This window comes from Halobacillus litoralis, assembly GCF_009856445.1.
In the GTDB taxonomy this organism is placed as follows: Bacteria; Bacillota; Bacilli; order Bacillales; family Halobacillaceae; genus Halobacillus; species Halobacillus litoralis.
The window spans coordinates 564,411-589,622 of record NZ_WMFA01000001.1 but is presented as its reverse complement, the minus strand read 5'-3'; the positions used below and the strand labels follow the sequence as shown (position 1 = coordinate 589,622).

General features: G+C 44.6%; 30 protein-coding genes. 9 read left to right on the top strand and 21 right to left on the bottom strand.

Annotated features, from left to right (window positions below; genetic code table 11):
* Positions 1-3: 3 nt before the first annotated feature.
* The 10 genes from hutP to GLW00_RS02685 form a co-directional block, all read right to left on the bottom strand.
* Positions 4-441: a histidine utilization transcription antiterminator HutP gene (gene hutP, locus GLW00_RS02730; protein WP_160910998.1), complete on the bottom strand. Its 438-nt coding sequence runs from the start codon at positions 439-441 to the stop codon at positions 4-6.
* Between the two features lie 100 nt (positions 442-541).
* Positions 542-1,237 carry a YesL family protein gene (locus GLW00_RS02725; protein WP_160910996.1) on the bottom strand — a complete coding sequence of 232 codons (696 nt, stop codon included), beginning with the start codon at positions 1,235-1,237 and terminating at the stop codon, positions 542-544.
* 61 nt (positions 1,238-1,298) lie between these two features.
* The gene (locus GLW00_RS02720) at positions 1,299-2,267 is read right to left on the bottom strand and encodes a sugar phosphate isomerase/epimerase family protein (RefSeq protein ID WP_160910995.1); all 969 of its coding nucleotides are present in this window, start codon (positions 2,265-2,267) and stop codon (positions 1,299-1,301) included.
* 22 nt (positions 2,268-2,289) lie between these two features.
* Positions 2,290-3,327, bottom strand: coding sequence for a Gfo/Idh/MocA family protein (locus GLW00_RS02715; RefSeq protein WP_160910993.1), 1,038 nt, complete (start codon positions 3,325-3,327; stop codon positions 2,290-2,292).
* A complete protein-coding gene (locus GLW00_RS02710) occupies positions 3,324-4,364 on the bottom strand; it encodes a Gfo/Idh/MocA family protein (protein ID WP_160910991.1) in 1,041 nt (346 codons plus the stop codon). The genes GLW00_RS02715 and GLW00_RS02710 overlap by 4 nt, the downstream gene beginning before the upstream one ends.
* Positions 4,365-4,377: 13 nt before the next feature.
* Positions 4,378-5,100 (bottom strand): ThuA domain-containing protein, encoded by a 723-nt coding sequence (locus tag GLW00_RS02705; RefSeq protein WP_160910989.1) that lies wholly within the window; start codon positions 5,098-5,100, stop codon positions 4,378-4,380.
* 51 nt (positions 5,101-5,151) lie between these two features.
* The gene (locus tag GLW00_RS02700; RefSeq protein ID WP_160910987.1) at positions 5,152-6,192 is read right to left on the bottom strand and encodes a LacI family DNA-binding transcriptional regulator; all 1,041 of its coding nucleotides are present in this window, start codon (positions 6,190-6,192) and stop codon (positions 5,152-5,154) included.
* Between the two features lie 72 nt (positions 6,193-6,264).
* The gene (locus GLW00_RS02695; protein ID WP_160910985.1) at positions 6,265-7,089 is read right to left on the bottom strand and encodes a carbohydrate ABC transporter permease; all 825 of its coding nucleotides are present in this window, start codon (positions 7,087-7,089) and stop codon (positions 6,265-6,267) included.
* The gene (locus GLW00_RS02690; RefSeq protein WP_089652024.1) at positions 7,089-7,949 is read right to left on the bottom strand and encodes a carbohydrate ABC transporter permease; all 861 of its coding nucleotides are present in this window, start codon (positions 7,947-7,949) and stop codon (positions 7,089-7,091) included. The genes GLW00_RS02695 and GLW00_RS02690 overlap by 1 nt, the downstream gene beginning before the upstream one ends.
* A gap of 176 nt (positions 7,950-8,125) precedes the next feature.
* Entirely contained in the window at positions 8,126-9,433 is a 1,308-nt protein-coding gene (locus GLW00_RS02685; protein ID WP_160910983.1) for an ABC transporter substrate-binding protein, read from the bottom strand.
* A gap of 369 nt (positions 9,434-9,802) precedes the next feature.
* On the opposite strand from GLW00_RS02685, the gene GLW00_RS02680 reads away from it, so the two are divergent.
* Positions 9,803-10,234 (top strand): Hsp20/alpha crystallin family protein, encoded by a 432-nt coding sequence (locus GLW00_RS02680; protein WP_237417394.1) that lies wholly within the window; start codon positions 9,803-9,805, stop codon positions 10,232-10,234.
* Here GLW00_RS02680 and GLW00_RS02675 read toward each other — a convergent pair.
* Positions 10,231-10,647, bottom strand: a complete 417-nt coding sequence (locus tag GLW00_RS02675) for a hypothetical protein (protein ID WP_160910979.1) — start codon at positions 10,645-10,647, stop codon at positions 10,231-10,233. The two genes, GLW00_RS02680 and GLW00_RS02675, sit on opposite strands and share 4 nt — an antisense overlap.
* 43 nt (positions 10,648-10,690) lie before the next feature.
* Here GLW00_RS02675 and GLW00_RS02670 point away from each other — a divergent pair, with 43 nt between their 5' ends.
* From GLW00_RS02670 to GLW00_RS02660, 3 genes are read left to right on the top strand one after another with little or no spacing between them, the layout of a single operon-like run.
* On the top strand, positions 10,691-10,888 hold the full coding sequence (locus GLW00_RS02670; RefSeq protein WP_160910977.1) for a hypothetical protein: 198 nt from the start codon (positions 10,691-10,693) through the stop codon (positions 10,886-10,888).
* Between the two features lie 5 nt (positions 10,889-10,893).
* A complete protein-coding gene (locus tag GLW00_RS02665; RefSeq protein WP_160910975.1) occupies positions 10,894-11,217 on the top strand; it encodes a hypothetical protein in 324 nt (107 codons plus the stop codon).
* A gap of 1 nt (position 11,218) precedes the next feature.
* Positions 11,219-11,509, top strand: coding sequence for a hypothetical protein (locus GLW00_RS02660; protein ID WP_160910973.1), 291 nt, complete (start codon positions 11,219-11,221; stop codon positions 11,507-11,509).
* Here the strand turns inward: GLW00_RS02660 and GLW00_RS02655 are convergent.
* The 3 genes from GLW00_RS02655 to GLW00_RS02645 are packed head-to-tail and all read right to left on the bottom strand — an operon-like array spanning position 11,494 to position 12,239.
* A complete protein-coding gene (locus GLW00_RS02655) occupies positions 11,494-11,712 on the bottom strand; it encodes a hypothetical protein (RefSeq protein WP_160910971.1) in 219 nt (72 codons plus the stop codon). The two genes, GLW00_RS02660 and GLW00_RS02655, sit on opposite strands and share 16 nt — an antisense overlap.
* Positions 11,713-11,759: 47 nt before the next feature.
* On the bottom strand, positions 11,760-12,005 hold the full coding sequence (locus GLW00_RS02650; RefSeq protein ID WP_160910970.1) for a hypothetical protein: 246 nt from the start codon (positions 12,003-12,005) through the stop codon (positions 11,760-11,762).
* Positions 12,006-12,041: 36 nt separating this feature from the next.
* Positions 12,042-12,239 (bottom strand): hypothetical protein, encoded by a 198-nt coding sequence (locus GLW00_RS02645; protein WP_160910968.1) that lies wholly within the window; start codon positions 12,237-12,239, stop codon positions 12,042-12,044.
* A 212-nt stretch (positions 12,240-12,451) separates the two neighbouring features.
* On the opposite strand from GLW00_RS02645, the gene GLW00_RS02640 reads away from it, so the two are divergent.
* The gene (locus tag GLW00_RS02640) at positions 12,452-13,216 is read left to right on the top strand and encodes a sugar phosphate isomerase/epimerase family protein (RefSeq protein WP_160910966.1); all 765 of its coding nucleotides are present in this window, start codon (positions 12,452-12,454) and stop codon (positions 13,214-13,216) included.
* Positions 13,217-13,356: 140 nt separating this feature from the next.
* Here GLW00_RS02640 and GLW00_RS02635 read toward each other — a convergent pair whose 3' ends face one another.
* Entirely contained in the window at positions 13,357-13,686 is a 330-nt protein-coding gene (locus tag GLW00_RS02635) for a helix-turn-helix domain-containing protein (RefSeq protein WP_160910964.1), read from the bottom strand.
* 1,280 nt (positions 13,687-14,966) lie between these two features.
* Between GLW00_RS02635 and GLW00_RS02630 the strand changes: the two genes are divergently transcribed.
* Together GLW00_RS02630 and GLW00_RS02625 are read left to right on the top strand one after the other, a co-directional pair.
* Complete coding sequence (locus tag GLW00_RS02630; RefSeq protein WP_160910962.1) at positions 14,967-15,689, top strand: CBS domain-containing protein; 723 nt, start codon at positions 14,967-14,969, stop codon at positions 15,687-15,689.
* Positions 15,690-15,781: 92 nt separating this feature from the next.
* Positions 15,782-16,153: a PilZ domain-containing protein gene (locus tag GLW00_RS02625; RefSeq protein WP_160910960.1), complete on the top strand. Its 372-nt coding sequence runs from the start codon at positions 15,782-15,784 to the stop codon at positions 16,151-16,153.
* 136 nt (positions 16,154-16,289) lie between these two features.
* Here the strand turns inward: GLW00_RS02625 and GLW00_RS02620 are convergent, their stop codons facing one another.
* The 3 genes from GLW00_RS02620 to GLW00_RS02610 form a co-directional block, all read right to left on the bottom strand.
* Complete coding sequence (locus GLW00_RS02620; RefSeq protein ID WP_160910958.1) at positions 16,290-19,367, bottom strand: efflux RND transporter permease subunit; 3,078 nt, start codon at positions 19,365-19,367, stop codon at positions 16,290-16,292.
* The gene (locus GLW00_RS02615; protein ID WP_160910956.1) at positions 19,367-20,701 is read right to left on the bottom strand and encodes an efflux RND transporter periplasmic adaptor subunit; all 1,335 of its coding nucleotides are present in this window, start codon (positions 20,699-20,701) and stop codon (positions 19,367-19,369) included. The genes GLW00_RS02620 and GLW00_RS02615 overlap by 1 nt, the downstream gene beginning before the upstream one ends.
* A gap of 317 nt (positions 20,702-21,018) precedes the next feature.
* Entirely contained in the window at positions 21,019-21,639 is a 621-nt protein-coding gene (locus GLW00_RS02610) for a hypothetical protein (protein ID WP_160910955.1), read from the bottom strand.
* Between the two features lie 209 nt (positions 21,640-21,848).
* On the opposite strand from GLW00_RS02610, the gene GLW00_RS02605 reads away from it, so the two are divergent.
* Positions 21,849-22,028, top strand: a complete 180-nt coding sequence (locus GLW00_RS02605; protein WP_160910953.1) for a YjfB family protein — start codon at positions 21,849-21,851, stop codon at positions 22,026-22,028.
* Positions 22,029-22,262: 234 nt separating this feature from the next.
* On the opposite strand, the gene GLW00_RS02600 is transcribed toward GLW00_RS02605, so the two are convergent.
* Entirely contained in the window at positions 22,263-22,589 is a 327-nt protein-coding gene (locus tag GLW00_RS02600) for a hypothetical protein (RefSeq protein ID WP_160910951.1), read from the bottom strand.
* 621 nt (positions 22,590-23,210) lie between these two features.
* A complete protein-coding gene (gene fabZ, locus GLW00_RS02595; protein WP_160910949.1) occupies positions 23,211-23,633 on the bottom strand; it encodes a 3-hydroxyacyl-ACP dehydratase FabZ in 423 nt (140 codons plus the stop codon).
* 143 nt (positions 23,634-23,776) lie between these two features.
* Here fabZ and GLW00_RS02590 point away from each other — a divergent pair, with 143 nt between their 5' ends.
* Entirely contained in the window at positions 23,777-23,923 is a 147-nt protein-coding gene (locus GLW00_RS02590; RefSeq protein WP_115823967.1) for a lmo0937 family membrane protein, read from the top strand.
* Positions 23,924-23,989: 66 nt separating this feature from the next.
* On the opposite strand, the gene GLW00_RS02585 is transcribed toward GLW00_RS02590, so the two are convergent.
* A protein-coding gene (locus GLW00_RS02585; RefSeq protein WP_160910947.1) for an IS3 family transposase occupies positions 23,990-25,149 on the bottom strand; the annotation gives its coding sequence in 2 pieces (ribosomal slippage) (positions 23,990-24,870 and positions 24,870-25,149; 1,161 coding nt in all).
* Between the last annotated feature and the right edge of the window lie 63 nt (positions 25,150-25,212).

The following is a 25,212-nucleotide window of genomic DNA, read 5'->3' as shown; positions in this document are numbered from 1 at the left end:
TCTTTATATATGATTGATCCCGAGTCCAAATGTCTCATGTTCCAAACCTTTTACCGGCGCCCCGATCGTTCCGTAAAAAGCGACGGCGATCCATTCGCCTTCTTCTGATCGGTCATAAGGCTTTCCACGCACGACGGCAAAACGCAGTCCAACGGTCCGCATCATATTGCCGACACCGATCTGTCCCCGCGTCACGCCCTGCAAGGATTCTAAGATCGCATGATAAAGGGCATGCGTTTCCCTGTAGACGTTTTCTGCGATGATGCCATTCCGTTTAGCCGCTGTTTCGACGGCTGCAATCACTTTTTGAACTTCCATCGAACCCGCTTTCCCCTGGCAGTACTCCACCTGTTCGAAGGCGTCTGTAAAAAGCTCCCTCTCGCTCTCATCCAGAGATGCAAGCAGCATCGCAAGCTTTCCTATTTTCACCGTTTGGGTCATACCATCTCCACCCTGCTCATCACTAATAACTACTTAAATTGTAACCGCTTTCTTAAATGTCCGCAATACAAAAAAGATGACCTCATCCAAATGGACCAGGTCATACAGTATTTTCCATGTTATTCAGTTTCAAATAAAGCCTGTAGTAGGCGGAGAAGGCGAGAAAGGCAATGATGGATCCGGTGAAGATCGGGATGATCAGCGGAAAAATGTACAGACTGACGGCCAGGATGAATCCTGAGCTGATGGCGACTGTCAAAAACAGAACCGGACTGACAAACGTAAGCATAAACGCTTTTTTCAGCGCCGCTCCTACTTTTAAATCAAAATGAACAAGCGTACTGAACGTGTTAATGGTGTACACGAATAATAAGATTCCCAAGATGAGAAACAGATTCATGAGCAGCGAGCTCGTCGTTGAAAAATAATAGAGATCAGCGGCAAGTACACTCCACAAAATTGTAAGAACGATCCCAGCCTTCAGACTGTTTTTGTAATTCTCTTTGTAATAGCTGAGGTAAGACCGATCCGCCGTTTCTTTATGATCCTTCCTCACCCAGTCACGCGCTTTTGCAAACATGGCGGTCGTGGCAGGGAAGAAGATGAAAGGCAGCAAAAGGACAAGCGGCGGCAGCAAATACCACAATTCCTGTATATCTCCCACGTTCAATAAGCTCAACAATAATAGTGCGACGGGCAGATTGAACAACGCCCACTGAAGGTTGGTTAGAGCGAATTTACTGATCCACTCGCTGACGGCGTATAAACCGCCCCTGATTCCTGATGACTGTTTCATAATCTTCCCCTTCCTCAATAAAAAACCCCTCAATAGTCTGAGGGGTTTTGTCATTTCCTAGTTACGCCCACCACATCTCCGTTGCCGGTTCTTCAATCAGCACAGATTTCAAGTTTTTCACGGCTTGATTGAATCCTTCGTTGATCGACATGATCGGATCTTCGTGCTCGATACTGACGACATGATCATAGCCGTACGTACGGAGTGCACTGATGATGTTGGACCATTCTTCAATTCCGTGACCGTATCCGACGGAGCGGAAACTCCATGCGCGCGTCTGTACGTTTCCGTAATTCTGCATGTCTGTCAGACCGTACATGTTGACGTTATCCTGATCGATGTACGTGTCTTTCGCATGGAAATGGTGGATCGCATTTTCTTTACCCAAAATCTTGATAGCTGCAACAGGATCGATGCCCTGCCACCATAAGTGGCTTGGGTCAAGGTTCGCCCCGATGGCGTCGCTCGTCGCTTCACGAAGCTTCAACATTGTGTAAGGCGTGTGGACAAGGAACCCTGCGTGCAGTTCAAGACCGACTTTGACATTATGTTCTTCCGCAAACTTCCCTTGTTCTTTCCAATAAGGGATCAGTTTTTCGTTCCACTGCCATTCTAACACATCTGAATACTCCGGTGGCCATGGAGTAACCGGCCAGTTCGGAGCCGTATCGTTTTCGTGTCCACCTGGTGTACCTGAGAAGGTATTTACGACAGGTACATCCATCAAGCTTGCCAGTCTTACCGATTTTACAAACGCTTCATGTGACTCTTCGGCAAAAGCTTTATCCGGTGAGACCGGGTTGCCGTGACAGCTGAATGCACTGATGGTAAGCCCTCGGTCATGGACTTTCTTTAAGTACTCGTTTCGTTTCTCTTCACTTTCCAAAAGTTCATCAACGTTACAGTGAGCGTTGCCAGGGTAGCCGCCAGTTCCGATTTCGACCGCTTTCAAGCCTGCTTCTTTGGCATGGTCCAGCATTTCTTCAAAGGATTTATCGGAAAATAATACAGCAAAAACGCCTAATTTCATGAACAATCTCCTCCTGCTAAGTTTATAGTTTCACACTCGTACCTGTTTCACTGCTTTGATAGATCGCTTCCATCAGCTTCGTCACTTTCAACGCCTGTTCAGGCTTCACGACCAATTCGTCATTTCCTAAACAGCTGTCGATGAAGTTCTCTGCCTGAGCGAGACCAGGGGTCGGCTCGCCTTCACGGATTTTTGCTGTACTATCGAGCAGCGCTCCGTATTTGGCTTGATAAAGCTCAAAAGGATAGACGCTTAGACCACCGTCGACGCCAGAAATCGACAGCGATGTGTGGTCTTCCTTGATATTCGCTGCCCAGGAACATTCAAACTGCAAGGACTCTCCGTTTTCAAACGTAATGTAACTTGTCACATGGTCGTCGACGTTGAACGTTTCATGATCGAACGCTCCCCAGTCGTTTACCTGTCCTGGCGTTTTGCTCAATCGGTCGTAGGTGCGTCCCATCACCTCTACAGGTTTTGGATTATCCAGAAGCCAAAGCGCAAGATCAAGCAAGTGACATCCGAAATCAATCAAACTTCCGCCGCCCTGCAGATCTTTATTCGTGAATACGCCCCAGCCCGGAACCTTCCGGCGTCGCATCGCCTGGACCCTTGTTACGAGAGGATCGCCAATTTCATGATTAAGAATCGCTTTTTTAGCCAGCTGCGCTTCCGGTGTGTAGCGATAATGATAAGCAATGGACAAAAGACGCTCATTTTTCTCTGCCGCTTCCATCATCGCTTCGCATTCCTCTGTCGTAATCGCCATCGGCTTTTCACATAACACGTGCACGCCAGCTTCAAGAGCGGCAATGGAAATTTCCGCATGAAACTTATTCGGCGTACAAATCGTGACCGCATCGACTTCTGCGAACATATCCTTATAATCTTTGAAAACGTAGGGAATCTGATGGGCTTCGGCTACTTCTTCCGCTCGTTCTTCATTCACATCCTGAACAGCCGTCAGCTCCACTTTTTCTTTTAAATCAAGGAAAGAGGGAATATGCCGTCCCTGGGCAATTCCCCCTACTCCGATGATTCCCATTTTCAATCGTGTCATTTCGTGACTTTCTCCAGGCTGCTGATTTGTCTCGTTTCGCCTGAGCGGAGGGCACCGAGGATGACTTCCAATGATTTCATACCTTCTTCTCCAGTGATGAGCGGTTCGGTATCATTTAGAATGCTGTCAACGAAGTGGTCGATGACGTGGGAATTGCTTTGTCCGCCTTCTTCGTTGGATTGGATTTTTCCAAGTTGATAATTGACGATATCGCCATTTGTGTATTGAGCAATCAAGGAGTATTCAGGATCGTCTTCTAGACGAAGCGTTCCTTTTTCCCCATAGATCACGGTAGAGTTATCTTCGTTCGGGTTATACGCCCAGCTTGCTGCCATTGTGCCAACAACTCCGGATTGAGAACGTAGAATGCAGACCGCATTATCATCGACCGTGATGTCTTTCTTCGCATTGTTCTCGACAAAACCTGCGACATCCACGAATTCTTCACCAAGGATGTAGCGGAGCAAGTCTGCTTTATGTACTCCTAAATCACCCATGGCACCGATGAACGCCTGATCTTTCTTAAAGAACCAGCTGTCTTCTCCTTCTGCACTCCATCCTTCCGGTCCACCGTGGCCGAAAGCGGTACGGAAGCTGTACACCTTACCAATGGCGCCTGACTCGATCAGTTCTTTCGCCTTCACATGGGACGGTACGAAGCGCTGGTTGTGAGCGATCATCAATTTCTTGCCGTTCTTTTCAGCTGCCTGAATCATTTCCTCTGCTTCTTCTTTTGTAGTCGCCATCGGCTTTTCACAAAGAACATGTGCACCGGCATTCAGCGCAGCAATCGAAACGGGTGCATGCAGATAGTTCGGCAGGCAGACGCTCACCGCGTCCACTTCTTCGTTCTTCAATAGTTCTTCATAGTCTGTGTAAAGAGTCGCGCCTTGTACCTGTGCCACTTCTCTCGCACGTTCTTCAACAATGTCACAAACTGCTTTAACTTCTACATTTTTGTTAGCTTCGTATTCCGGCAGGTGTCGATTTTGAGCAATACTTCCGCATCCAATTATCGCGATTTTCAATTGTGTCATAGTGAAAGCTCCTTTATGATTTAGTTGAAATTTCTTCTAAAGGTTGAGCATTTCCGTAAACAGGTGTCGGCGTTTCTGTGTTGTTCACCCATTTCACACCATTACGGATGACGGTTTGTACTTCTTTGTTGTAGTAGGTCGGATACGTTTCATGTCCCGGGCGGAAGTAAAAGACTTTTCCTCTGCCACGACGGAAAGTGGCGCCGCTGCGGAACACTTCTCCACCTTCAAACCAGCTGACAAAAATCAATTCTTCAGGTGTTGGGATATCAAAGTGTTCGCCGTACATCTCTTCTTTTTCGATTTCAATGAATTCGCCGATGCCTTCCGTGATCGGGTGACTTGGATCAACGACCCAGATGCGCTCTTTCTCATCTGCTTCACGCCATTTCAAGTCACAGGACGTGCCCATCAATTTTTTGAACGGCTTCGAAAAGTGGGCAGAGTGAAGAACGACCAGTCCCATGCCTTCAAGGACGCGCTGCTTGACCTTCTCAGCAATTTCATCCTGCACTTCGTCATGAGCTTTGTGTCCCCACCAGACGAGTACGTCCGTTTCTGCAAGGACTTCATCGGTCAAACCATGCTCTTCCTCGTCCAATGTCGCTGTTTTCACATTTTCATGGTCTTCACCGAGAAAATCCGCGATCGCACTATGAATCCCCTCTGGATAAATATCAGCAACAACCTGGTTCTCTTTTTCATGGCGGTTTTCATTCCATACTAGTACGTTCATGTTCATTCCCCTTTTCTATAAAAATAAGCGCTCTCTTTCTGTGGAAAAAAATTAATCCGTTTGTTTGATTGTGTTTTTTGGGTGACAGGAATCCCTTTCAACGATGACCGTCGGGATGATCACACTTTTTTTGATCATGTCCGGCCGGTTCAATAAATCGATCAAGCTCCTGGCTGATTCATGACCCAATTGAAACGACTGGGTATCTACCGTTGTTAATGCAGGGTTTGATAAACGGGCAATCATGGTGTTGTTGAACCCGACGATACTCATATCCTCCGGCAGTTTCAAACCTTTGGAAGTCAACGCTCTCATCACGGTCAATGCATTATAATCATCAGTGATGACAAGGCCCGTGGGCGGGTCCTTTACCTGCAGGAGCTCCTCCACCACTTGATCGGCATCCGCCAGTCCGGATTGGATATTTTTTTGTAGGTTCTTGTCTTCCTCTATTTGACCATTCGCCAAAGCTTGTCGAAATCCTTCTAAACGGTCCCTGGCTACTTCGAAATGATAGTCTCCTCCGATAAAGCCGATCCTCTCATGACCAAGTTGAATCAAATAATCCGTCACTTCTTTACTTGCGAGGATATTGTCATTATCTACAAACATCGTTTCACCTGCCCGATTGACAGGTTTTCCGATCATCACGAAAGGAAAGTTGCATTCCCTTAGGTACGGGACGACTTGATCGTCTTCCCGAGAGTACAAGACGATCACCCCATCGACCCGCTTTCCCTGTACCATTTTGACGACTTCTTTGAAAATCGCTTCTTCTGTATTGCCTGTCGTCAAATAAATGCTGTAATCCTCTTCATGACATGCATCGCTGATTCCCCTCAACAATTCTGAGAAAAAGGGATTATCAAATGAGTGGACGGTAGAAACTTTCGTAACAATACCGATCGTCTGCGTCGATTGGCTGACGAGGACGCGGCCATTGTAATTGATGTGATAACCAAGTTCCTCCATCACTTTTCTCACTTTCCGTTTTGTCCGTTCACTGATCCGCGGACTATCGGAAATGACCCTGGATACCGTAGAAGGAGCGACATTCGCAACTCTCGCCACATCTTTAATCGTGACAGACACGCGCATCGACTCCTTTCTTCTATTTATCTTTTATTCTCTATTGATTCTTCATAAATGTACTGAAGCTAACCCCTATTTCACGGCCCCTTCAGATACACCGTTAATGATTTGTTTTTGAGCGAAGAAGTAGCCGATAATGACTGGCAGGATCGCGATGGTCAGACCCGCTAGTGCCAGGTGCCATTGTTTGGTGTATTGGCCAAAGAAGTAGAACATCTTCAATGGAATCGTCGCATTGGATTCACTCAACACAAGAGAAGGAAGGAGGTAATCGTTCCAAATCCAAATGACGTTCAGAATGGCTACGGTTACAGAAATCGGCTTCAACAATGGGAAAATGATGTACCAAAACGTTTGGAAACGGTTCGCTCCATCAATGATGGCCGCTTCGTCCATGGACTTCGAAATCCCTGTCATTGCTCCGTGATAAAGGAAGATCGACAAACTACAGCCGAAACCAAGGTACATGAAGATCAATCCACCAGCGTTCAGCATGTCCGCCTGCCCGAAAATAGAGACGAGTGGAATCATGACCGACTGGAACGGGATCAACATCGCTGCAACGAAAATGAAGAAGATGATGCCGCTGAGTTTACTTTTGTTCCTTGCTAAAGCGTATCCTGCCATGGAAGAGAACAGGATGATAATGGCGATACTCAAGCCTGTAATCAAAACTGAGTTGAACAGCGACTTCAGGAAGGCCAAATCAATAAATGCTTCGACAAAGTTCGAGAATACAGCTTCTTCAGGAAAACCGAGAACGCCGGAAAAGATGTCACGCTTGGTTTTGAACGCATTGACGATCATCAAATAGAAAGGCGCAATCCAGATCAGACCAAGCAGAAGGCCGAGAATTTCAATGGAAATTAAATTCCGTTTTTCTTTATTCTTTTTCATTACATCTCAACCTCCCGTTTCTTGTTGTAATACACTTGCGTCAATGCGATGACAGCAACGATCAAGAAGAAGATAACGGCTTTGGCCTGAGCGTAAGCCATTTGATTATCAGAGAACGCGGTACGGACAATTTCCATCGCTACCATTTGTGTGGAGTTGAACGGTCCGCCGTTTGTCAGGGACAAGTTCTGGTCATAGATCTTGAAGGCCATGGAAAGCGTCAAGAACATACTGACCGTGAATGCCGGTGCAACGAGCGGGAACGTAATGTTTTTGAAGCGTTGGAAGCTGCTTGCTCCGTCAATTTTCGCTGCTTCAATCAATTCTTTTGGAATGTTTTCAAGATAAGCAATGTAAATAATCATGATATACCCGGCCATTTGCCATGCGGTCAGGATAACAAGGCCCCAGAAACCGGTGTTCGTCGTAGACAGCCAGCCGTTTAAGCCTTCAATTCCAGTAAGACCAGCGATATCTCCAAACACACTAATGAAGATAAACTGCCAGATGAATCCCAAAATCAGACCACCGATCAAGTTCGGCATAAAGAATACGGTACGCAGAAGGTTGCCTGACTTGATGTTACGTGTAACTAGAAGAGCCAGTCCAAGCCCCATGATGTTCAACAGGATGACGGTTACAACAGCGAATTTAACCGTAAACCAGATCGAATCCATGAATTCACTTTCCTGGAAAAGGTTAATGTAATTCTCAAAACCTATGAATGCATTAGCTGTAATCCCGTTCCAATCCGTGAAGGAATAGAAGAGACCATATAAGAAAGGAATGACAACGACTATTCCAAGACCCATAATCACCGGCGTCAGGAACAGCCAGAAAGATAAACTTCGATTCTGCATGTATTACTCCTCCAATGCTTTAAGCGGTCTGAACCGCACATTATGATATCGATTTCATACGATTGGATAAAACATCCCATCTATTAACATACTTATCTATTTAAATATCCTAATAGAGGGGATCTTTTATAGTACCAGTAAGGGCCCAAAGCCCTTACTGGTTCCAATTCCACTAATTATTGACGAGCATCTTCCCAAGCTTTCGTTGCTCTTTGTTCGACTTCTTCCCAGCTGATGTCTCCAGCAAGGTATTCTTGTACAGCAACTCCGAATGCGTCTTCCGTCCAGCCAGTCGGCGCACCAAGGAATACCCATCCAAGAGTGTTGCCTTCATTTGCATACTCATAGATTTCCTGAGAAATCGGATCTGCGATTTCCTGATCTTCGTACCCTTCGTATGCAGGAATGAACTTAAATTCTTCGGTTACGAATTTCTTACCTTGATCAGACGTGTACATCCAATCTAGGAAATCTTTACTTGCTTGTACGACTTCATCATCAGACTCTTTGTTTACAACCCAGTAGTTTGGTACACCAACAGGGATGCTTCCTTCATAACCTTCTACAGGAATTGGAAGAAGGCCGACGTTGTTTTCAGCAAATTCGGGATCCATGGATTCAACTGTGTTATAAACCCAGTTACCCTGCTGAATCATAGCAACTTTTCCAAGAGAGAAGTTTTCCTCTACCTGTTGAGAATAGTCAAGGCTCAGTGTCGGCTGTACAGAGTACTCATTTTGAAGGTCGACGAAACGCTTCATCTGGTCACCCATCTGGAATTCAATCGTGTCCGCTTCATAAGCTTCCATGATGTCATTGTTGAATTCATCTGCGATATACGCATTAGCCAAGTGGTTACCGATGACCCATTTTTCTTTAGCAGGGAATGCAAATGGTGCTTCAATTCCAAGTTCGCCTTTTTGATCTTCCAACGTTTGGACAGCTTCTTCTAAAGCTTCAAATGTCGTAATTTCTTCAGCATTGATTCCTGCTTCTTCAAAAACTTTTTTGTTATAAAGGAGGCCGTATCCTTCCTGGTTGAAAGGGAGACCTAGCACTTGATCATTACGAGATACGCCGGAAAGTGTACCTTCAAGAGCTGCGTTTGCTGCATCTGTATCAGAAAGGTCAGCTAAGTATTTTTCATACTCATCGACGTCCGTCGGTCCACCGACGTTGAAGATATCAGGCTCTTCTCCAGAAGAGAATGATGTTTTCAAGGAAGCCCCGTAGTCGTTACCTCCACCAACGGTTTTTACATTGATGTTTACGTCCGGGTTTTCCTCTTCGTACATGGAAACAAGCTCTTCAAACTGGTCCTTGAACTCTACTTTAAACTGAAAGACATCGACGGTAACGGCATCGCCTGAAGCACTGTCATCTGAACTGCCGCTGTCGTCGGATCCAAATGAACAACCAGAAAGAGCTACCGTGGACGCCAACAATGCTGTGGCAATACCAGAATAAAATTTGTTTCTTTTCATCTCATCCACCCCTATTTTTTTATCAATCTTTGAATCCGCTTACATACCACACCTAAGAAAAGAGTTTTTCAACTTATGAAACCCTAAGCGCATACGTTTGCGCAAATGGTAGTTAAAAAACTCATCAGCTTGTCCACAATGAGTCGTAAAAGTGCTATTGATTATGATGTGAATACGTTTGCACAAAATTCATTGATTAATGAAGTTGAGTAAATCATAACATGGGGGTCATACAAATACAACACCATTTTTCAAATAATTCTCCAAATAGACAGCGTTTACATTTATTCGTTTCTATCCGTCTTTCAGCTGGCATGTCATGAACACACGCCCTTCCACATACTTTGTAAGAGTGAGGTGAAAGAAATGATGAAAAAGAACGGTCCGATAAATTGGGACGCCTTCTCAGAAAATGTGGAAAAGGTGCTAGGGGAGGATTTCTGGAACGACATGCATCATGTGATTCCAAAGCGCGGTCCTTCTTACGACTTTTTTGAAACAGAAGATCAGGCTGTCCTTGTGATTGAACTGCCAGGTTTAACGAAGAATGACCCGGTCTATCTGACCCAGGAGGGCACGTCCATTATTGTCAGGGGGGAGATTACTCCCGATTACCCCGTAGCACAAGAAGATTTAATCCATAACGAACGCATGAAGGGAAACTTTAAACGTGTGATTCCTGTCCCCTTCCATTTTACTGCGGAAGATATCGCGACGGCCTACAAAGATGGCTTGTTGATTGTCACTATTTTAAAACGTCAGAAAAACAGAGAAATCCCGATTGACCTCGAGGACCTTTAATAGTGCAGGAAGATCTCTTTTTCATCGGAGCTCTTTTTTTGTAAACGAACTTCAATTGCCCCATCCTGGTATTGGGCATACCCATTTCTTCTGCTCGTCTGAGCAGGCAGCGCAATCTCCATCCTTTCCACCCATATTCCGCTTACAAACAATTTCCCGCTTCCTACACTCAACCGGATCCCTTCTACATCTACATCCAATGGAACGGGGATGATAACGACAACTTCCTTCATCAGCTCCATCACTTTATAATCCCCGTTCGAATGTTTCGGTTTTTGTTGCTCTTTTGGCATCATAGCTTCCTGAATCGACTGTTGTACGAAGTCATTCATCTTCCCCATATCCATTAAATCGTCAGGAAGAAAAGAGCTGCTCTTTCCTAAAGGATTGAACCAATTCATAATGTCTTTCATGCTTATCTTTTCCTTTCATACATTAGTCATAGGAGGTGATGATATGAGTCACATTCAGTTTAAAAATTTGTCCGTGGACCAAATCAGTGCCACATCGGGGATCTTTTCAGGAACCAACCTCCAGTCCGGATTTAAGGCGGTGCAGCAGAGTTGGGAAGGAAACGGAAGAATCATCGGTGATAAAAACACCCTCCAGCACAGTAAACACCTAGTCATCAAACGGCCTTCTAAAAGAGTGTAGACGATATGTTCTTTAAAAAACGTCGCCAAAAGCAAACGGATATCGATGATCTTGTAAAAGAGATCCATGCACTAAAACAAGTGATCCAGGGAATGCAGGGGAAGCATGTGGAATACCATATCCATTTTGACCAGGTGGATATTCATGACCCCAATCTTGAACAGCTGACGTTCCAGTTGGACCATTTAGATATCGATGAATTAAGCGGAGCCCTCAACATGGGCAACAACTTCGGTGTGAACGTCAAACCTAAACCCTCTTCCCGTCCTGAATTGAGTCGAACGGACAACGGATTGAAGTTCAGCTTCAAATCAAAGGAGGATTCCTAATATGGCCGGTCTGTCTCCTTACTTTTTCATAGGAAACATTAGGATTGGAACGATTGAAAATGCCTCATGTTTGAACATGGGCAACAATATCCCCACAGGATTTGAGAGCCACCAGAAGCATAACCAGGGGTTCGGGAACGTTTTTGGTGATGGGAATACCCTGGAAGGGTTACGTTCTATTTTAAGTGACTCTGCCATCCTTGACCTGATGTCCCAGGAGAATGGCCAGGAAATTCCCGAGTGGGTTCAAAAACTCATGGAAAAGAAAATGGAGGATCATCCAGTAGAATGATCCGCTCCATTCTCCTTTTTTGATGGGCATGTAACTTTTGTAATCGGCATATCCACTTCATCGTTATCATGAATGACATTAACATTATGAGAAATGATGTTTCCATCCCCTACAACCGTACCAAGAGCTGCATTCTGCTTTTCCTGCGACTCCCAGTGGGTCTGCGTGTTCGGCCCTACGAATATACCTGAGTTACTTGTCATGTGATTGACATAGATGGAGTCAAATTTGATATCGATTGGAACTCCCCCTATACCTGGACGTTTGGTTGAGGGTTGTTGACGGTAGGCGTAATAATTGGTGTATCAGTGACATCATTATCAATAATGGTATTCACATTGTTGGTCGCGATGAAAAAGCCGACGGGAATTCCTGCAGCATTGTTATTCTTTCCTTGCCAGGACCAATCCGGCTGATTATTCTGCCCTGTGGATATCATTCCGTTTTCCGTAATGGAGTTGACAGCAATTTGATTGAAGACGACAGATACGGGCATTCTTATTCACCTCACCTTTTCTTCTGATATCCTATTCTAGAACACTTGGAATGTGTCTTTCTCGGACAAACCTGCATCTGCCCCTTGCATCCCATAACACTCAAAACACAAGTCAATATCAAGATTGCTTCCATCTGTAACCTTGCACACTTCATAGTCACGAAGCTCTTTTTTACAAATCCAGCAGAGGGTGTAAATTTCATTCAATTGCAGCATCATTTCTTTCAAATCCATTCGTATTCCACCTTTATATGTTTAGTTATAGCGTTATCTTAAGCGGTATCCAAGCTCTTTCAAAGTCGGCATAATGGAATGGATCCACCACTTTCGGCTTTCATTTTTCTACTTTCTTCAGGTTATTTTTCAATTTCGGAAGGGAATTCGACAATGGAAATCTAATTTTGATAAGTGTAGTAGAAAATGAAAAGGAAAGGAACGGGATCGATATGAATACACCTATACCTATCGCAGTGCAGCTTTATACCCTGCGAAATGAAACAGCAGCAGACTTTGCGGGAACATTAAAGAAAGTAGCAGACCTTGGCTTTGATGCTGTAGAGTTCGCCGGATTTGGCGACTTAACAGCTTCAGAAGTCAAAACATTGTTGGATGAACTTGGTTTGAAAGCCGCTTCCAGCCATGTCCCTTTGGAGCAACTGAAGAACAATCTTCCGCAGGTCATTGAAGATCAAAAAACAATTGGCAGCGAATATGTGGTCTGTCCGTACATCGAGGATCGAAGTGAAGCCGATTATATGAATTTAATTGAGGATTTGAAAGAAATCGGTGATGAATGCCGAGAACATGGCCTTACATTGTGTTATCATAATCATGATTTTGAATTAGAGCCGCTGCCGGATGGGAGAAAACCTCTGGATGCGATTCTAGAGGAAACAGATGAGAAACAGGTTCAGGCGGAGTTTGATATCTACTGGCTTCAAAAAGCAGGCGATCAACCCTCTGCATGGATCGACCGCTACCAGGGACGTACACCATTGATCCATTTGAAGGACATGACCCTTGACGAAGAACAATATTTCGCCGAGCTCGGAACTGGTGGAGTTGATTTAGATACCGTATTTGTTCTTGGAGAGAAGGCTGGGGTGAAGTACTGGATTGTCGAGCAGGATGAAAGCCGGCGCACACCTTTAGAAAGTCTGGAGATCAGTATGAATTACTTAAAAGAAAAGTTTCCACAGTTGAATAAATAAATGGAAGGGCGTGATGTTCTCACGCTCCTTCTTCAGGTGATGGCTCTCTTTTTGTCACCAACAACAAATTATTCAACCGCAAGCCGCGTTTCCCGCTGGAAAAAGAAAAAAGCCTGACCTCTTAAAAAAGAGTCAGGCTTTTATTTATTCTGGTGGATTCTCCATTTATTAAACTCCAGATATTCACGGAATTGTTCTTTAGAGATCCCTGAATTCATCGCTTCCTGAACTAAATTCATCCAATCCTTATCCAGCGTTTCATCATGAGGTTCGTTTTCTCCGTGGAGTAAAAAGTTGATTGAAACGTCTAATTCCTGAGAGATTTTAGTCAAGAACTGAATGGATGGATTGGTCTGGATATTACGCTCAATCGAACTCAAATAAGATTTTGCGACTCCTGCCCTTTCGGCCAATTCAGATAGCGACATATGTCGGTCTTTACGAATTTTTTGAATGCGCTCACCGATCATGATCTCACCTTCTTTCTTGTTGATATGAGTATAGCACAGATTGAACAACCGTTCTATTTAAAGCACGAAAAATCAGTACGGAGTCCTATGTATGCTTTCTTTTCTCTTCTGTGTATACTTCGTATTCCCCATCTTTTATATCGTACAATCATACAAATTATTTAGTAAAAAATATTACTTTAACGAACGTTTTTTAGCTATTGTTCAAGTATATGGCAGGATTGTGGAAGACTCAGTTTCGAGACTTTTGTGTGTTTCTAGGAGCTCCGGGAAAAGGTTCGCTTTCCATGGGGCGGGCGGTGAGCCTCCTCAGGCTAAGCCTTCCGGGGTCTCACCTGTCCCACACGTCCCATAGGAGTCTCACCGTTTCCCTCCGCCCCTTTGCCATGGATAGATTCTCAAAACCAATACTAAAAGGGCAGCTCTTATGATTTTGATAGGTGGATTATAGAACCCCTGCACTTATAAGTAAGGTTTAAATTTTTCTCACATAGGCAGGCGTAAAGGGCTTTGTATCAGTATTTACGTTTTCTAAACGACCATTGGGTAGAGTTTTAGGTCATCCACTTCCCCTAACCATACGAACTGATTTTTTAAGTAGTGGTTTCGAGATACTTATATGGCAAAGGGGCGGAGTGGAATGGCGAGACTCCTATTTTAAGTGTGGAGGCGCCTCGATCAGCGGCGTATGGACTGGACTGAGCTGGCGGAGATAAAGGAAACACGGAGAACGAAGTGATTCGATGTTGACTTATCGTACAGAAGCGAGGGAAGTCTCACTAGCCGCTAGGCGCCGGAACCGGATATCTAAGAGAAAAAAAGTGCTTGGTGAGACCCCACAGGACGCAGTCCGAGTTATCATGAACGAAACTAGCCCCTTACTCGTAAAATCGTAGGTTGACTTGGGTAGACTGTTTATTGTTAAAAACACTACCCAAATCAGAGCTACATTACGGAAGGAGCTAATTACTATGAAGGATACCATTAAATACGTAGGTTTAGACGTATCAAAAGAAAAAATTGCTGTTGCTATTGCGGAAGAAGGTCGAGAGAACCCAAGGAGGCTCACCGCGCTCCCGCGGAAAGCGAGTCATCCCCCGCAGCCCCAACCCACTGCACAAACGTCGAAACTGTGTCTTCAAGAAAAGGGAGCTATTCTTAAATATAAACCTTCTTCATTAAATTCCATATCGAATTGAGGTTAAGATGAATCACTTTTGTGCAGGATTCACACACTAACTGTAAAAACGAGTGAGAATGCTTAGGAAAAGGTGAATAAGATGAATGACATTGTGGAGCAGTTTGAAGTTACATTCAACCAGATCCATCAACATTTGAAAGAACTGAATGGTTTCCCGAAAAATGATAATTTTGTGGAGCTTCTTCAGCGTTCCAAACTGAAACATAGCGTCATCCGTATCCACTTCGATCAGTTGAAGCAGTATGCGAAACTCAGAAATGCCATCGTCCACGAAAGAATCAGTGGAGACTATTTCATCGCCACTCCTCATGAAGACGTTGTAATGGCCTTGAAACGAATTAAACGAACGCTTGACCAACCACCGGAAGCCCTGGAATTCGCCACTCGTCCCGTCCTCTATTTTAAAGAAGATACAGCGCTCAGCCATGTGATGGAGGCTTTCGACCAACACGGGATTTCACAATTCCCTATTTATACTAAGGACCGCGCTTTCTCCGGTTTACTTACGAATGACGGGATCGTCCGCTGGTTATCGCAAAATCATCCGAATGGAAGAATCGTTCTCGAAAATATTTGCGCTTCTGACGTCCTCCCCGTTGAAAAGGATCGTAGTGTAGAATTTTTAAAAGCGGGTGCGACTGTATTTGACTTGGAAGAGCGGTTCGAGAGAAGTTTAAATGAAAATCGTAAACTGAAAGCCGTTATTTTGACCGAAACGGGAAGCCCAGATGATATGCCGATGGGAATTGTAACAACATGGGATTTAATTAAAGTTGACAGACGTGAAACGGACGATGATTGAATTTTTTCGAAATGAAAAAGCTAATATTATTGAACGTTCCCCTTTGAGAGGATATGATTAAACTATCCTAGTTAAGGAAGAGGGATGTAAGCATGAATGAACGCAGACATGAACCCTTCCGATATCCATTCCAAACACCTCTCCCGGGTTTTTACAACAAGAAATTCACCAGCCATGTTTCAGGGCCTATGGAAGTGAAAGACATCAGTATGCACGGATTACGCTTTTCCTGTGATTCTCAACCTGGATTGTCGATGAAAGATGAGTTGATTCTCACCTTCATTTTTGAAAATAAGACCTTCACAGCTGAAGGCCGGCTCATTTGGATGAAAACGGAAGAGCAGCAGATGACGTGTGGTGTACACGTATTTGAATTTCCAGATCAACTAAAAGAGATCATTGAGGAGCTAGGGGATTCCCTTGAAGCTGTTCAAGATGATCCCATGGAAACAAAGTCTCCGTAAAGGAGGCTTTTTTATTTTGCCTCGAGTTGTACGTATTCTTCACTTTCACCAAAGAATAAGTTAAAGATTATATGTAAAAAAATGGTGTACCAGGCCATCCAATATCTGGATGACATGGTACACCAAAAAATGTAAGTTATTCTTTTTGGGCTCTTTTTTGGAAGAAGCCTGTGATTTTATTGGACAGGTCGTCAAAGTATGTGTAGACGACAGGAATGAGTACAAGCGTGAAGAAGCTCGATACGGTCAGGCCGAAAATGATGGTGACCGCCAGTGGCTGTTGCGCTTCAGCACCTCTGCCTATTCCAATCGCTAATGGGACCATTCCGAGCACTGTCGTCAAGGTCGTCATCAGGATGGGACGCAGACGGTTAGGTCCTGCCTCTAAAATGGCTTCGTAACGATCATACGATTTCCGTCTCAGGATGTTGATGTAGTCGACCAGTACGATGGCGTTGTTTACAACAATCCCTGCGAGCATAATGATTCCTACAAAGGCCGGCAAGCTGAATGGCAAACCGGTCACAAATAGACCCCCTGAAATTCCGATGATGGTTGCCGGTAAGGAGAACATGATGATAAATGGGAACAAAAAGTTCTCAAATTGTATCGCCATGACGGCGTAGACAAGGAAGATCGAGAAAATCAAAGCAAGAGACAAGTCGCCGAAAGCTTCCTGCATATCCTGCGCCTGTCCTCCAATGGTATAAGAGTAGCCATCAGGAAAGTTCAGACGCTCAAGCTCTGCCCGCACTTCTTCTGTTGCCGTACCCAAATCAATATTCGAAATCTCCGCTTCCACATTCACTTGCGGCTGTTGATTTTGACGGAGCAGAGATACAGGCCCCTGAACTTGGTTCAACTCTGCAATGGTGGCGAGTGGAATCAGTGTGCCATTCGGGGCCTGGACCGACATTCCTTCTAAATCTGCAATCGTCTGCCGCTCATCTTCCGGAAGGATAAAACGGACATCAATTTCATCTGTTCCATTTCGATACCGGGTCGCAACTTGACCACTGAAACCGATCTGCACCTGACTGATCACTTGTTGCTCGGTCAGGCCGTATTGAGATGCTTTGTCCTGGTCCACTTCAATCTGCATTTCAGGACGTCCTTCATCCGTCGATGACGTCGCATTCTGCACCCCGTCGATTTCATTCATCAAATAAGCGACTTGGCCAGCCAGTTCATCTAATACTTCATATTCTCCACCATTGATTTGCACTTGCAATGGTGCTCCCGTTCCAAGACCTGCATCCAACTCACTTACTTCTATTTCAGCACCTGGTATGCCCGAGAGGGAATCACTTAATTCCTCCATGACGGTCTGGGTCGTTTTTTCCCGCTTCGAAGGTTCGACAAGCTGAATCGTATAGGAAGCAAAGTCAGACGAGCCGTTTCCGATGCTCCCCATCGAACCTCCGCCAATAGAAAGATAGCTGACATCTATAATCTCACTATAGTCTTCAATCTTGACATCAATCTCTTCAGTGAGGGCTTCCGTTTCTTCAAGTGATGTCCCTTCAGGCATGTTCACTCGAACTTCCACCTGTCCTTGATCGGAAGGGGGAATGAACTCTGTTCCAATCAAAGGAATGAGGGCTACACTTCCTGCGATGAGGGCGAATGTTATGGCGATGGTCGTTTTTCTGAATTTCAATACCCATCTCAATATTGAGCGGTAGCCATCATTCACTTTTTCTAAAAAGCGGTTAAACCAGTACCGGCGTCCCTCTTCTTTCAAGGATTTCGTTAACAGTTTCGAAGAAAGCATAGGAATCAAAGTCACAGACACTGCTAAGGAAGCAATGAGCGCGAACATGATCGTCAACGCAAGCGGTGTGAACAATTCAGATGCGATACCTTCTACGAATATGATTGGTAGAAAGACGACGAGTGTCGTTGTTGCAGAGGCTACAACAGCTGGCGCCAGCTCTGACGCCCCCTGTTTAGCCGCTTCGACCATCGAATATCCCCGTTGTCGGTAGCTGACGATGTTTTCCAGAATGACGATAGAGCTGTCCACCATCATTCCAATCCCGAGAGCAAGTCCTCCCATCGTCAGGACATTCAATGTTTCACCGGTGAAGTACATGAGAGTAAATGTCGATATGATGGCAATCGGTATCGACAACCCGATCACGAGCGTCGCACGAATGCTTTTCAAAAACAGCAATAGGATCAAGACGGAAAAAATACCGCCGAGGATAATGTTCAATACGACACTGTTTATCGAGATTTTGATAAATTCTGATGTATCCAGAACGATGTTTGTGCCAACACCTTCCGGGAGGTCGGCATCCAGCTCATCCATCGCTTCCCGTACGTTATCGGCGGTTTCAACGGTATTCGCATCCGTCTTTTTCAAGATGGAAAGTACAACGGAAGATGAACCGTTGACCTTGCTGATCGTGTTGGAATTGGCAAGCGTTTCGTTCACCTCAGCAATTTGTCCAAGCGTCACCTGGGCACCTGTAGGAGATTGAATTCTTGTCTCTCTCACATCTTCCACAGAATTGAATTCTCCATCAATCCGGATTTGAAGATCCTTCTGTCCTTTCTCGATGGTTCCTGCTGAGGCTGACTGATTGGCTGCATTCAGCGCCTGAATCAACGTTTGAGAATCCAAGCCGTATGTAGCCATCTGTGCCCGATCCACCAGGACTTGAACTTCTTTTGTCTGACCGCCTTCTATGCTGACAGAGGCGACTCCTTCCTGCCGTTCAAGAAAAGGAACCAGCCGGTTTTCTGCTACTTTTTGGAGTTCATCCGGTGTATCTCCTGACAAGCCTACCGTCATGATCGGCAGCTGCTGCGGATCAAAACGGAGGACACTGGGATCAGAGGCGCCTTCTGGTAAAAGTCCGGTCACCTGATCGACATTTTCCCTGACCTGTAAAAGCGTACTGTCAAGGTTTACCCCTGTATTGAACTGCATAAGAACGAGCGAGGCCCCAGCCTGTGATTGAGACTGGAGCACTTCGAGCCCTTCAATACTGCTGACGGAAGACTCCACTGGCCGGCTGACGAGTTTTTCGACCTCCTGCGGGGCTGCTCCTTCATAGGACGTCGAGACCACTGCGATCGGCAGGTCAATTTCCGGATACAAATCAATGGTCAAACTGCGGAGGGATACAAACCCGAGACCAAGAATGGCAGCAACAATCATAATGACTCCCACAGGTCGTTTGACGGAAAGGTTAACAAGCTTCATCAGGAATCCTCCTCCATGATGGTCACTTGATCCCCGTCTTCCAAGGTGAGCTGTCCTGTCGTAATGACCGTCGCATCTTCAGGAAGGTTTCCAGACACTGCTGTGAAATCCGACTGAGACTCTAAAACGGAAACGAGAACCTGGACGGCTTTTTCATCCACTACTTGATAAACGAATGTTTCATCATTTTGTTCGATGAGGCTGTCTGTCGGGACAATGAGCGTATCTTCTACAACGTTTTCAGGAAGTAAGAACGTCGCCATCATCCCTGGTTTAATCTTTTCATCCCCATTACTAACGGTCGCTTCAACGGGGTAGAGTCCTGTATCATCCGGAACGGATGAAACGTAACTTACGGTTGAGGCGACCTGTTCTTCCAGGTAAGGAAGATCGACGGTCAGCTCCGCTCCTTTTTCAAAAAGGGAAAGTTGATCGGCCGTGACGGAAGCGGTAATCGTCATGGGATCAAGACTGACGATCGTGGCAAGTGGTTGTTGATTGCTGACCATGTCCCCTTCACTTGCATTCACTGTCGACACTTCGCCGGATGTAGGTGCAGTAATTGCTTCATTTTCGGCTTGTTCCTGAGCCTGGTTCAATTGAACATTGGCTTGTTCTACCTGAAGCTCTGCCTGCTCCACCGCTACACGGGCCTGCTCCAATTGTTGTTCTGCCTGATCGACTTGCGCTTCTGCTTGTGCTACTGCAGATGAAGACTGAGGCTGCTGCCCATTTAACTGCTGGTATTGCGCATACGCTTGATCTGCACGATTCTTCGCTTGCTGATAGAGCGCATCGGGAATCGTGCCTTCATCGGCTAATTTTTTCGTTTCATCCGCCAGTTGCTTGGCTTGTTCATATTGTTGCTTCGCTGCTTCCGCTGCCTGAGCCGTTTGACTTGCCTGCGATTGTGAGGCTTGTTTGGCCAGGTCAACCTGCTCCTTCGCATTTTCAACACCTTCAGATGCCTGCTCTTTGGATACTTGCGCATTTTCAAGCTGCGTTTGAGCTTGGCGAACGGCGATCTGCTGCAATTCCACCTGATTATCTACATTGCCTCCCGGACGAACGACGGCTACGGTTTCACCTTTTTCTACTCTGTCCCCTTTAGCAACATTCAAGGTCGCCAATTCTCCAGGGGTTTCAGGTAAAACAGGTGAAGTATCAGCAGCCGTTGCACGGGCCACCAGTTTACGTTCCACGACAAAATCCTCTTTTTTCACAGACTCCACTTTGACCGGTGTGATCCGCTCCTCTATTTCTTCATTGGCTTCTTCCTGATTACAAGCGGTTACAAAGAAGAGCACCATGAACATGAAAATCAAACGTTTCATCTAAGACTTCCTCTCCATATCAGACTCTCGTAAATCTCCCGGACTTTTATCTACTTCTATTATTTTTCCCCTTCGCGATCAAGAGGATACCCATTAAAAACGCACTGACCATGTAGTCATAATTACGATTAATGTTACTAAATCGCGATTTGTAATGCAACTTGTAGTATTCCTACGAAATTGACAAAATTGTGACTAATTTTGGTAATGAATTCATTTCATACTTGCCCCCGTCCTTGCTTTATCACAATAAACGAATGCATAAAAAAGTTCACAAAAAAAGCTGAACCTATGCAAGAGGTTCAGCTTTCTATTTTTCACTGCAGGTTATTACCAAGCTGGGCAACAATCAAATCCAGCTTTTTGACTTTCGGAAGCTCATAGCCTGGAAAACGTTCATCAAAGTGAGCAAAAACAGGCTCCAGTGCTTCATCTTCAAGTAGTTCTTCATAAGTCCGGAATGTATGTTGATACTGTCCGATATAACGCTTCATCTTTTTATCGAAGCCTGATAAATGGTATGTGGATGAGTAATCAAAGGCTTTCACGATATCACTATCATAGGTTGGGAAACTTGGATTAATGGTATGCAGCATAGAAGCAGCTAATGGAAACTGCATCGTTGGGTTCCCCTTGTGATTCTTCACCTCGTAAAGGCTTTTCGTAATGTGGACGATGTTCGGGCGTTCATATCCACGTTGTTCTTCCATCAGTTTGAAATAGTACGTCTCAAACTCCTTCGTCAGACTTGGGTTGTCCAGCCGGAAGAAATGCCGGAAGATGAATTGATATAGCGTGTCGTCAGGTACATAAGTATCCTGAAAGACGGAGTGCAGGTAAAGATACACATCCAGTTTTTCCAGTGGAATCCGGTTCACCACTTTTTCATAGTCTTCCAAGATCAAATCTTTCAGGTCGCTTGCCGTTCTGTATTTCATCAATAATCACCTCTATTCGCTTATTCCACACATGAGAAACCTGAAAACTCCTGATTGTAAAGTTTTTATGAATATTTCTACTTCTATTCTACATAAGATTTTAACGTTTTCCAAAGGTTTTCAAAGATCCGGACTAAGATCCAGTTCGTCCGTAATCTTGCTTGAGTTTATGAAGAACCGACCGATGGTATAAGAAAAGGAGGGATAAGATGGACATCGCCGCAATATCCATGGCTATGAGTACAGCAAGCCTTAAGCAACAATCCAGTCTGGCTTTGATGGATAAAGTAAAAGGGGATACCGAAGAGAAAGGGAACCAATTGGTCGAAATGCTTAAACAATCCGTTCCCCACCCTCACCTAGGCAGACAGATTGATTTGAAAGGATAAAAAGTGGAGAGAGTAAGGGAATTCTACTATCTTCACTTTAAGGAGTGGTTTACATCGAAAAACGCCTGGCTTTAAGCGGATTCACCTTATTTATGATTGGAGTAGGTCTCTACCTTCTCCAACCCATAGCCATTTTAAGGTTTCTCATCCCTACTTTTACCATTGGAGGAGTATGTATTATAGCCATTTCCACCTTTCTTTCCATGAAAAAAAGCCGCTGAATGCGGCTTTCTTTTATTCGTTATTATTTTCTTCGTCTGTTGTTGCTCCATCATCAGTCATGCCGTCTTCCCCATTTTCACCATCTGTCATATCATCTTGTTCTTTGTCTTTTTCTTTTTCTTCTTCATTCATGTCGCCTTCTTCATCCATACCGTCATCCATGTTGTCTTCTTCATCCATGTCGCCCTCTTCATCCATACCGTCATCCATATTGTCCTCTTCGTTGTTGTTTTCTTCTTCCATGTTGTTGTCTTCTTGAGGCTCTTCTTCAGAAGCACAAGCTCCTAATAGGGATACGGCAAAAAACGCGACCAAAAGTTTCATAAGTAATGCTTTCATCGGTGTTTCCTCCTTTTAATGATTTCCCAAACTAGTATGTCCATATTCTGTAAGTTCATCCATATAACTAATTTTTTTCTATCTTCTTATTCCAGTAAGGCTCCCGTTTGTGGAAGACTCAGTTTCGAGACGTTTGTGCGGTGGGTTGGGGCTGCGGGGGATGAATCGCTTTCCGCGGGAGCGCGCTGAGCCTCCTCGGACTGCGTCCTGTGGGGTCTCACCAAGCACTTTTTTCCCGCAGGAGTCTCGCCATTCCCCTCCGCCCTCTTGCTGGAAGAAACTCTCGAAACTACCTTCCAGCAAGAGGAGCTTTTATGGTTGAGAATCCTATATCAATGCGGTTTAAACAGGATTTATAACATTTTAGGCAAGGTAATATAAGAGGGGTTTCGAGAACCTCGTATGGCAAAGGGGCGGAGGGAAACGGTGAGACTCCTGTGGGAAGTGCGTGGTAGATGAGACCCCGCAGAGCGTCAGCTCGAGGAGGCTCATCACTCGCCCACGGAAAGCGAACCTTTTCCCGGAGCCCCTAAACTCCAACGAAAGTCTCGAAATCAAGTCTTCCACAATCCTGCCATATACTAAAAAAGAACGCAGCCGGCGCTGCGTTCTTTTTTATGATTATTTTAAAGCAAACATGATTTCCGCTTCACATGCAATTTCTCCATCGACAGAAGCTGTTGCTTTTCCTTTTCCTACAGGACCTTTCAAACGGACGATTTCTACTTCCAATTTCAAACGGTCACCAGGCTTGACTTGACGTTTGAAGCGGCATTTATCAATTCCTGTGAAAAATGCGAGTTTCCCCTGGTTTTCTTCTTTTTTCAGCATGGCCACAGCCCCCATTTGGGCCATCGCTTCTGTGATCAACACACCCGGCATGACAGGGTAGTCGGGGAAGTGCCCCTGGAAGAAGGGTTCGTTCATTGTGACATTCTTGTATCCGACCGCACGCTCACCTTCTACAATCTCTTCTACTTGGTCAATTAGTAGAAAGGGATAACGGTGTGGGATGATTTCTTTGATTTGTTGTATGTCTAGCATCATCAGGCTCCTTTCCTATCCATGCTTTTATTATAAAAGAAGCACAAGCCAGGAACAAAGTTTTTCTGAGTGCTCGTTTTAAATCAACCATTTAGGGAAAATATACAACTAAGTTCACCTATTACAAAGAGGAGGCCGATACAATGCTTTGGACGATATTAATTATCATCCTCGTTCTATGGCTATTGGGCTTACTCGGGGGTATCGCTGGAAATTTGATTCATATTTTACTTGTGGTCGCCCTCGTTGTACTCATCGTCCGTCTTGTGCAAGGCCGTGGGCGATTATAGCCAAATGAAAGAAACCGCTATGGACGTATCTGGAGTGACACAGTTAAATAAGACTCAATAAAACACCTAGGCTGCCATCACTCTGAATTCTATTGGAGTATGGCAGTTTAGTTTTTTAAAAGGTCGACAATAATTGTAGTAATACATGTACGTTTCTACTTTGTCACGTACTGTATGATTATCTAACTTCCCTCGATCTAGAGGGTTGAATTCTTCCGATTTTAACACGGAGTGGAAGGATTCAATGACGGCATTATCAAAGCAGTTCCCCCGCCGGGACATGCTTGTGATAATGCCTCTTTTTTTGGTCTCCTCCTGAAATTCATAAGAAGTGTACTGGGACCCTTGATCACTGTGAAGGATCACTTCATACACATCACGCCCTTCACACGCTTTCCTTAATGTATCCATTACCAAAGATTTCTCTTGGTTGTCACTGATGGAATAAGCAATAACCTCATTATTATACAGATCCATAATCGTTGATAAATATAACATCTTCTCTCCATAGGGAAGGTAGGTAATATCTGTCACCCACTTTTCATTAGGTTTGGATGCATGGAAATTTCGTTCTAAATAATTGGGGACGACAACTTTACTTTCACCGGCAATATAGGACTGTCTCTTCGGTTTCACACGACATTGAACTTGATATTTCTGCATTATTTTTTGAACTGTATTTCGATTCACCTTTATTTGATGTTCTTTACGTAAGAGATCTCGGACCATACGGTGACCTATTCGAAATTTTAATCCTTCACATATCTCAAGGATCTTGTCTTCTAACACCGTTGGTCCCCATTCCTTTCCCCGCCAACGGTAATACGTAGCTTTAGCTACGCCGAAACACTCACAAATATCTTTAATCTTGTACTTATGCTTAAAGACTTCTACGACTTGGATGAATACTTCTGGAACCACTTCCTTTCGATTTCCTGGTACTTTCCCAATAACTCTTCTCTCATTTCATAATAAGCAACCTTCTTCTTCAACAATGTTACTTCATTATCATCTTCCGGACCTAACCCGTTCGAATATTGTTTGCCTATGGGTTGAGCGAAACGATGACTCTCCCCGTTTTTGAACCATTTCATCCAAGTTTTAATTTGAGATTTATTCTTAATACCAAACATATCCATCAACTCTTGATTTGAATGATTTCCCTCTGACTTTAATTTTACAACTTTCTTCTTTACCTCTTCAGGATAATGAACTTTTTTACCCATAAGAAAAACACCTCCAAGTGTAAGTAGTATTACAACTTTGAAGGTGTTTTATTAAGTCTCATT

Bases quoted from the DNA above. Each gene is read 5' to 3' on its own strand.
- GLW00_RS02685 (WP_160910983.1), bottom strand. From the start codon at position 9,433: ATGAAAAGAAACAAATTTTATTCTGGTATTGCCACAGCATTGTTGGCG.
- GLW00_RS02645 (WP_160910968.1), bottom strand. From the start codon at position 12,239: ATGGATTTGAAAGAAATGATGCTGCAATTGAATGAAATTTACACCCTC.
- GLW00_RS02690 (WP_089652024.1), bottom strand. From the start codon at position 7,949: ATGCAGAATCGAAGTTTATCTTTCTGGCTGTTCCTGACGCCGGTGATT.
- GLW00_RS02600 (WP_160910951.1), bottom strand. From the start codon at position 22,589: ATGAAAGCATTACTTATGAAACTTTTGGTCGCGTTTTTTGCCGTATCC.
- hutP (WP_160910998.1), bottom strand. From the start codon at position 441: ATGACCCAAACGGTGAAAATAGGAAAGCTTGCGATGCTGCTTGCATCT.
- GLW00_RS02635 (WP_160910964.1), bottom strand. From the start codon at position 13,686: ATGATCGGTGAGCGCATTCAAAAAATTCGTAAAGACCGACATATGTCG.
- GLW00_RS02655 (WP_160910971.1), bottom strand. From the start codon at position 11,712: ATGACAAGTAACTCAGGTATATTCGTAGGGCCGAACACGCAGACCCAC.
- GLW00_RS02640 (WP_160910966.1), top strand. From the start codon at position 12,452: ATGAATACACCTATACCTATCGCAGTGCAGCTTTATACCCTGCGAAAT.
- GLW00_RS02720 (WP_160910995.1), bottom strand. From the start codon at position 2,267: ATGAAATTAGGCGTTTTTGCTGTATTATTTTCCGATAAATCCTTTGAA.
- GLW00_RS02615 (WP_160910956.1), bottom strand. From the start codon at position 20,701: ATGAAACGTTTGATTTTCATGTTCATGGTGCTCTTCTTTGTAACCGCT.
- GLW00_RS02665 (WP_160910975.1), top strand. From the start codon at position 10,894: ATGTTCTTTAAAAAACGTCGCCAAAAGCAAACGGATATCGATGATCTT.
- GLW00_RS02620 (WP_160910958.1), bottom strand. From the start codon at position 19,367: ATGAAGCTTGTTAACCTTTCCGTCAAACGACCTGTGGGAGTCATTATG.
- GLW00_RS02725 (WP_160910996.1), bottom strand. From the start codon at position 1,237: ATGAAACAGTCATCAGGAATCAGGGGCGGTTTATACGCCGTCAGCGAG.
- GLW00_RS02675 (WP_160910979.1), bottom strand. From the start codon at position 10,647: ATGAAAGACATTATGAATTGGTTCAATCCTTTAGGAAAGAGCAGCTCT.
- GLW00_RS02680 (WP_237417394.1), top strand. From the start codon at position 9,803: ATGAAAAAGAACGGTCCGATAAATTGGGACGCCTTCTCAGAAAATGTG.
- GLW00_RS02660 (WP_160910973.1), top strand. From the start codon at position 11,219: ATGGCCGGTCTGTCTCCTTACTTTTTCATAGGAAACATTAGGATTGGA.
- GLW00_RS02625 (WP_160910960.1), top strand. From the start codon at position 15,782: ATGAATGAACGCAGACATGAACCCTTCCGATATCCATTCCAAACACCT.
- GLW00_RS02590 (WP_115823967.1), top strand. From the start codon at position 23,777: ATGCTTTGGACGATATTAATTATCATCCTCGTTCTATGGCTATTGGGC.
- GLW00_RS02695 (WP_160910985.1), bottom strand. From the start codon at position 7,089: ATGAAAAAGAATAAAGAAAAACGGAATTTAATTTCCATTGAAATTCTC.
- GLW00_RS02705 (WP_160910989.1), bottom strand. From the start codon at position 5,100: ATGAACGTACTAGTATGGAATGAAAACCGCCATGAAAAAGAGAACCAG.
- GLW00_RS02605 (WP_160910953.1), top strand. From the start codon at position 21,849: ATGGACATCGCCGCAATATCCATGGCTATGAGTACAGCAAGCCTTAAG.
- GLW00_RS02710 (WP_160910991.1), bottom strand. From the start codon at position 4,364: ATGACACAATTGAAAATCGCGATAATTGGATGCGGAAGTATTGCTCAA.
- fabZ (WP_160910949.1), bottom strand. From the start codon at position 23,633: ATGCTAGACATACAACAAATCAAAGAAATCATCCCACACCGTTATCCC.
- GLW00_RS02715 (WP_160910993.1), bottom strand. From the start codon at position 3,327: ATGACACGATTGAAAATGGGAATCATCGGAGTAGGGGGAATTGCCCAG.
- GLW00_RS02670 (WP_160910977.1), top strand. From the start codon at position 10,691: ATGAGTCACATTCAGTTTAAAAATTTGTCCGTGGACCAAATCAGTGCC.
- GLW00_RS02650 (WP_160910970.1), bottom strand. From the start codon at position 12,005: ATGCCCGTATCTGTCGTCTTCAATCAAATTGCTGTCAACTCCATTACG.
- GLW00_RS02610 (WP_160910955.1), bottom strand. From the start codon at position 21,639: ATGAAATACAGAACGGCAAGCGACCTGAAAGATTTGATCTTGGAAGAC.
- GLW00_RS02630 (WP_160910962.1), top strand. From the start codon at position 14,967: ATGAATGACATTGTGGAGCAGTTTGAAGTTACATTCAACCAGATCCAT.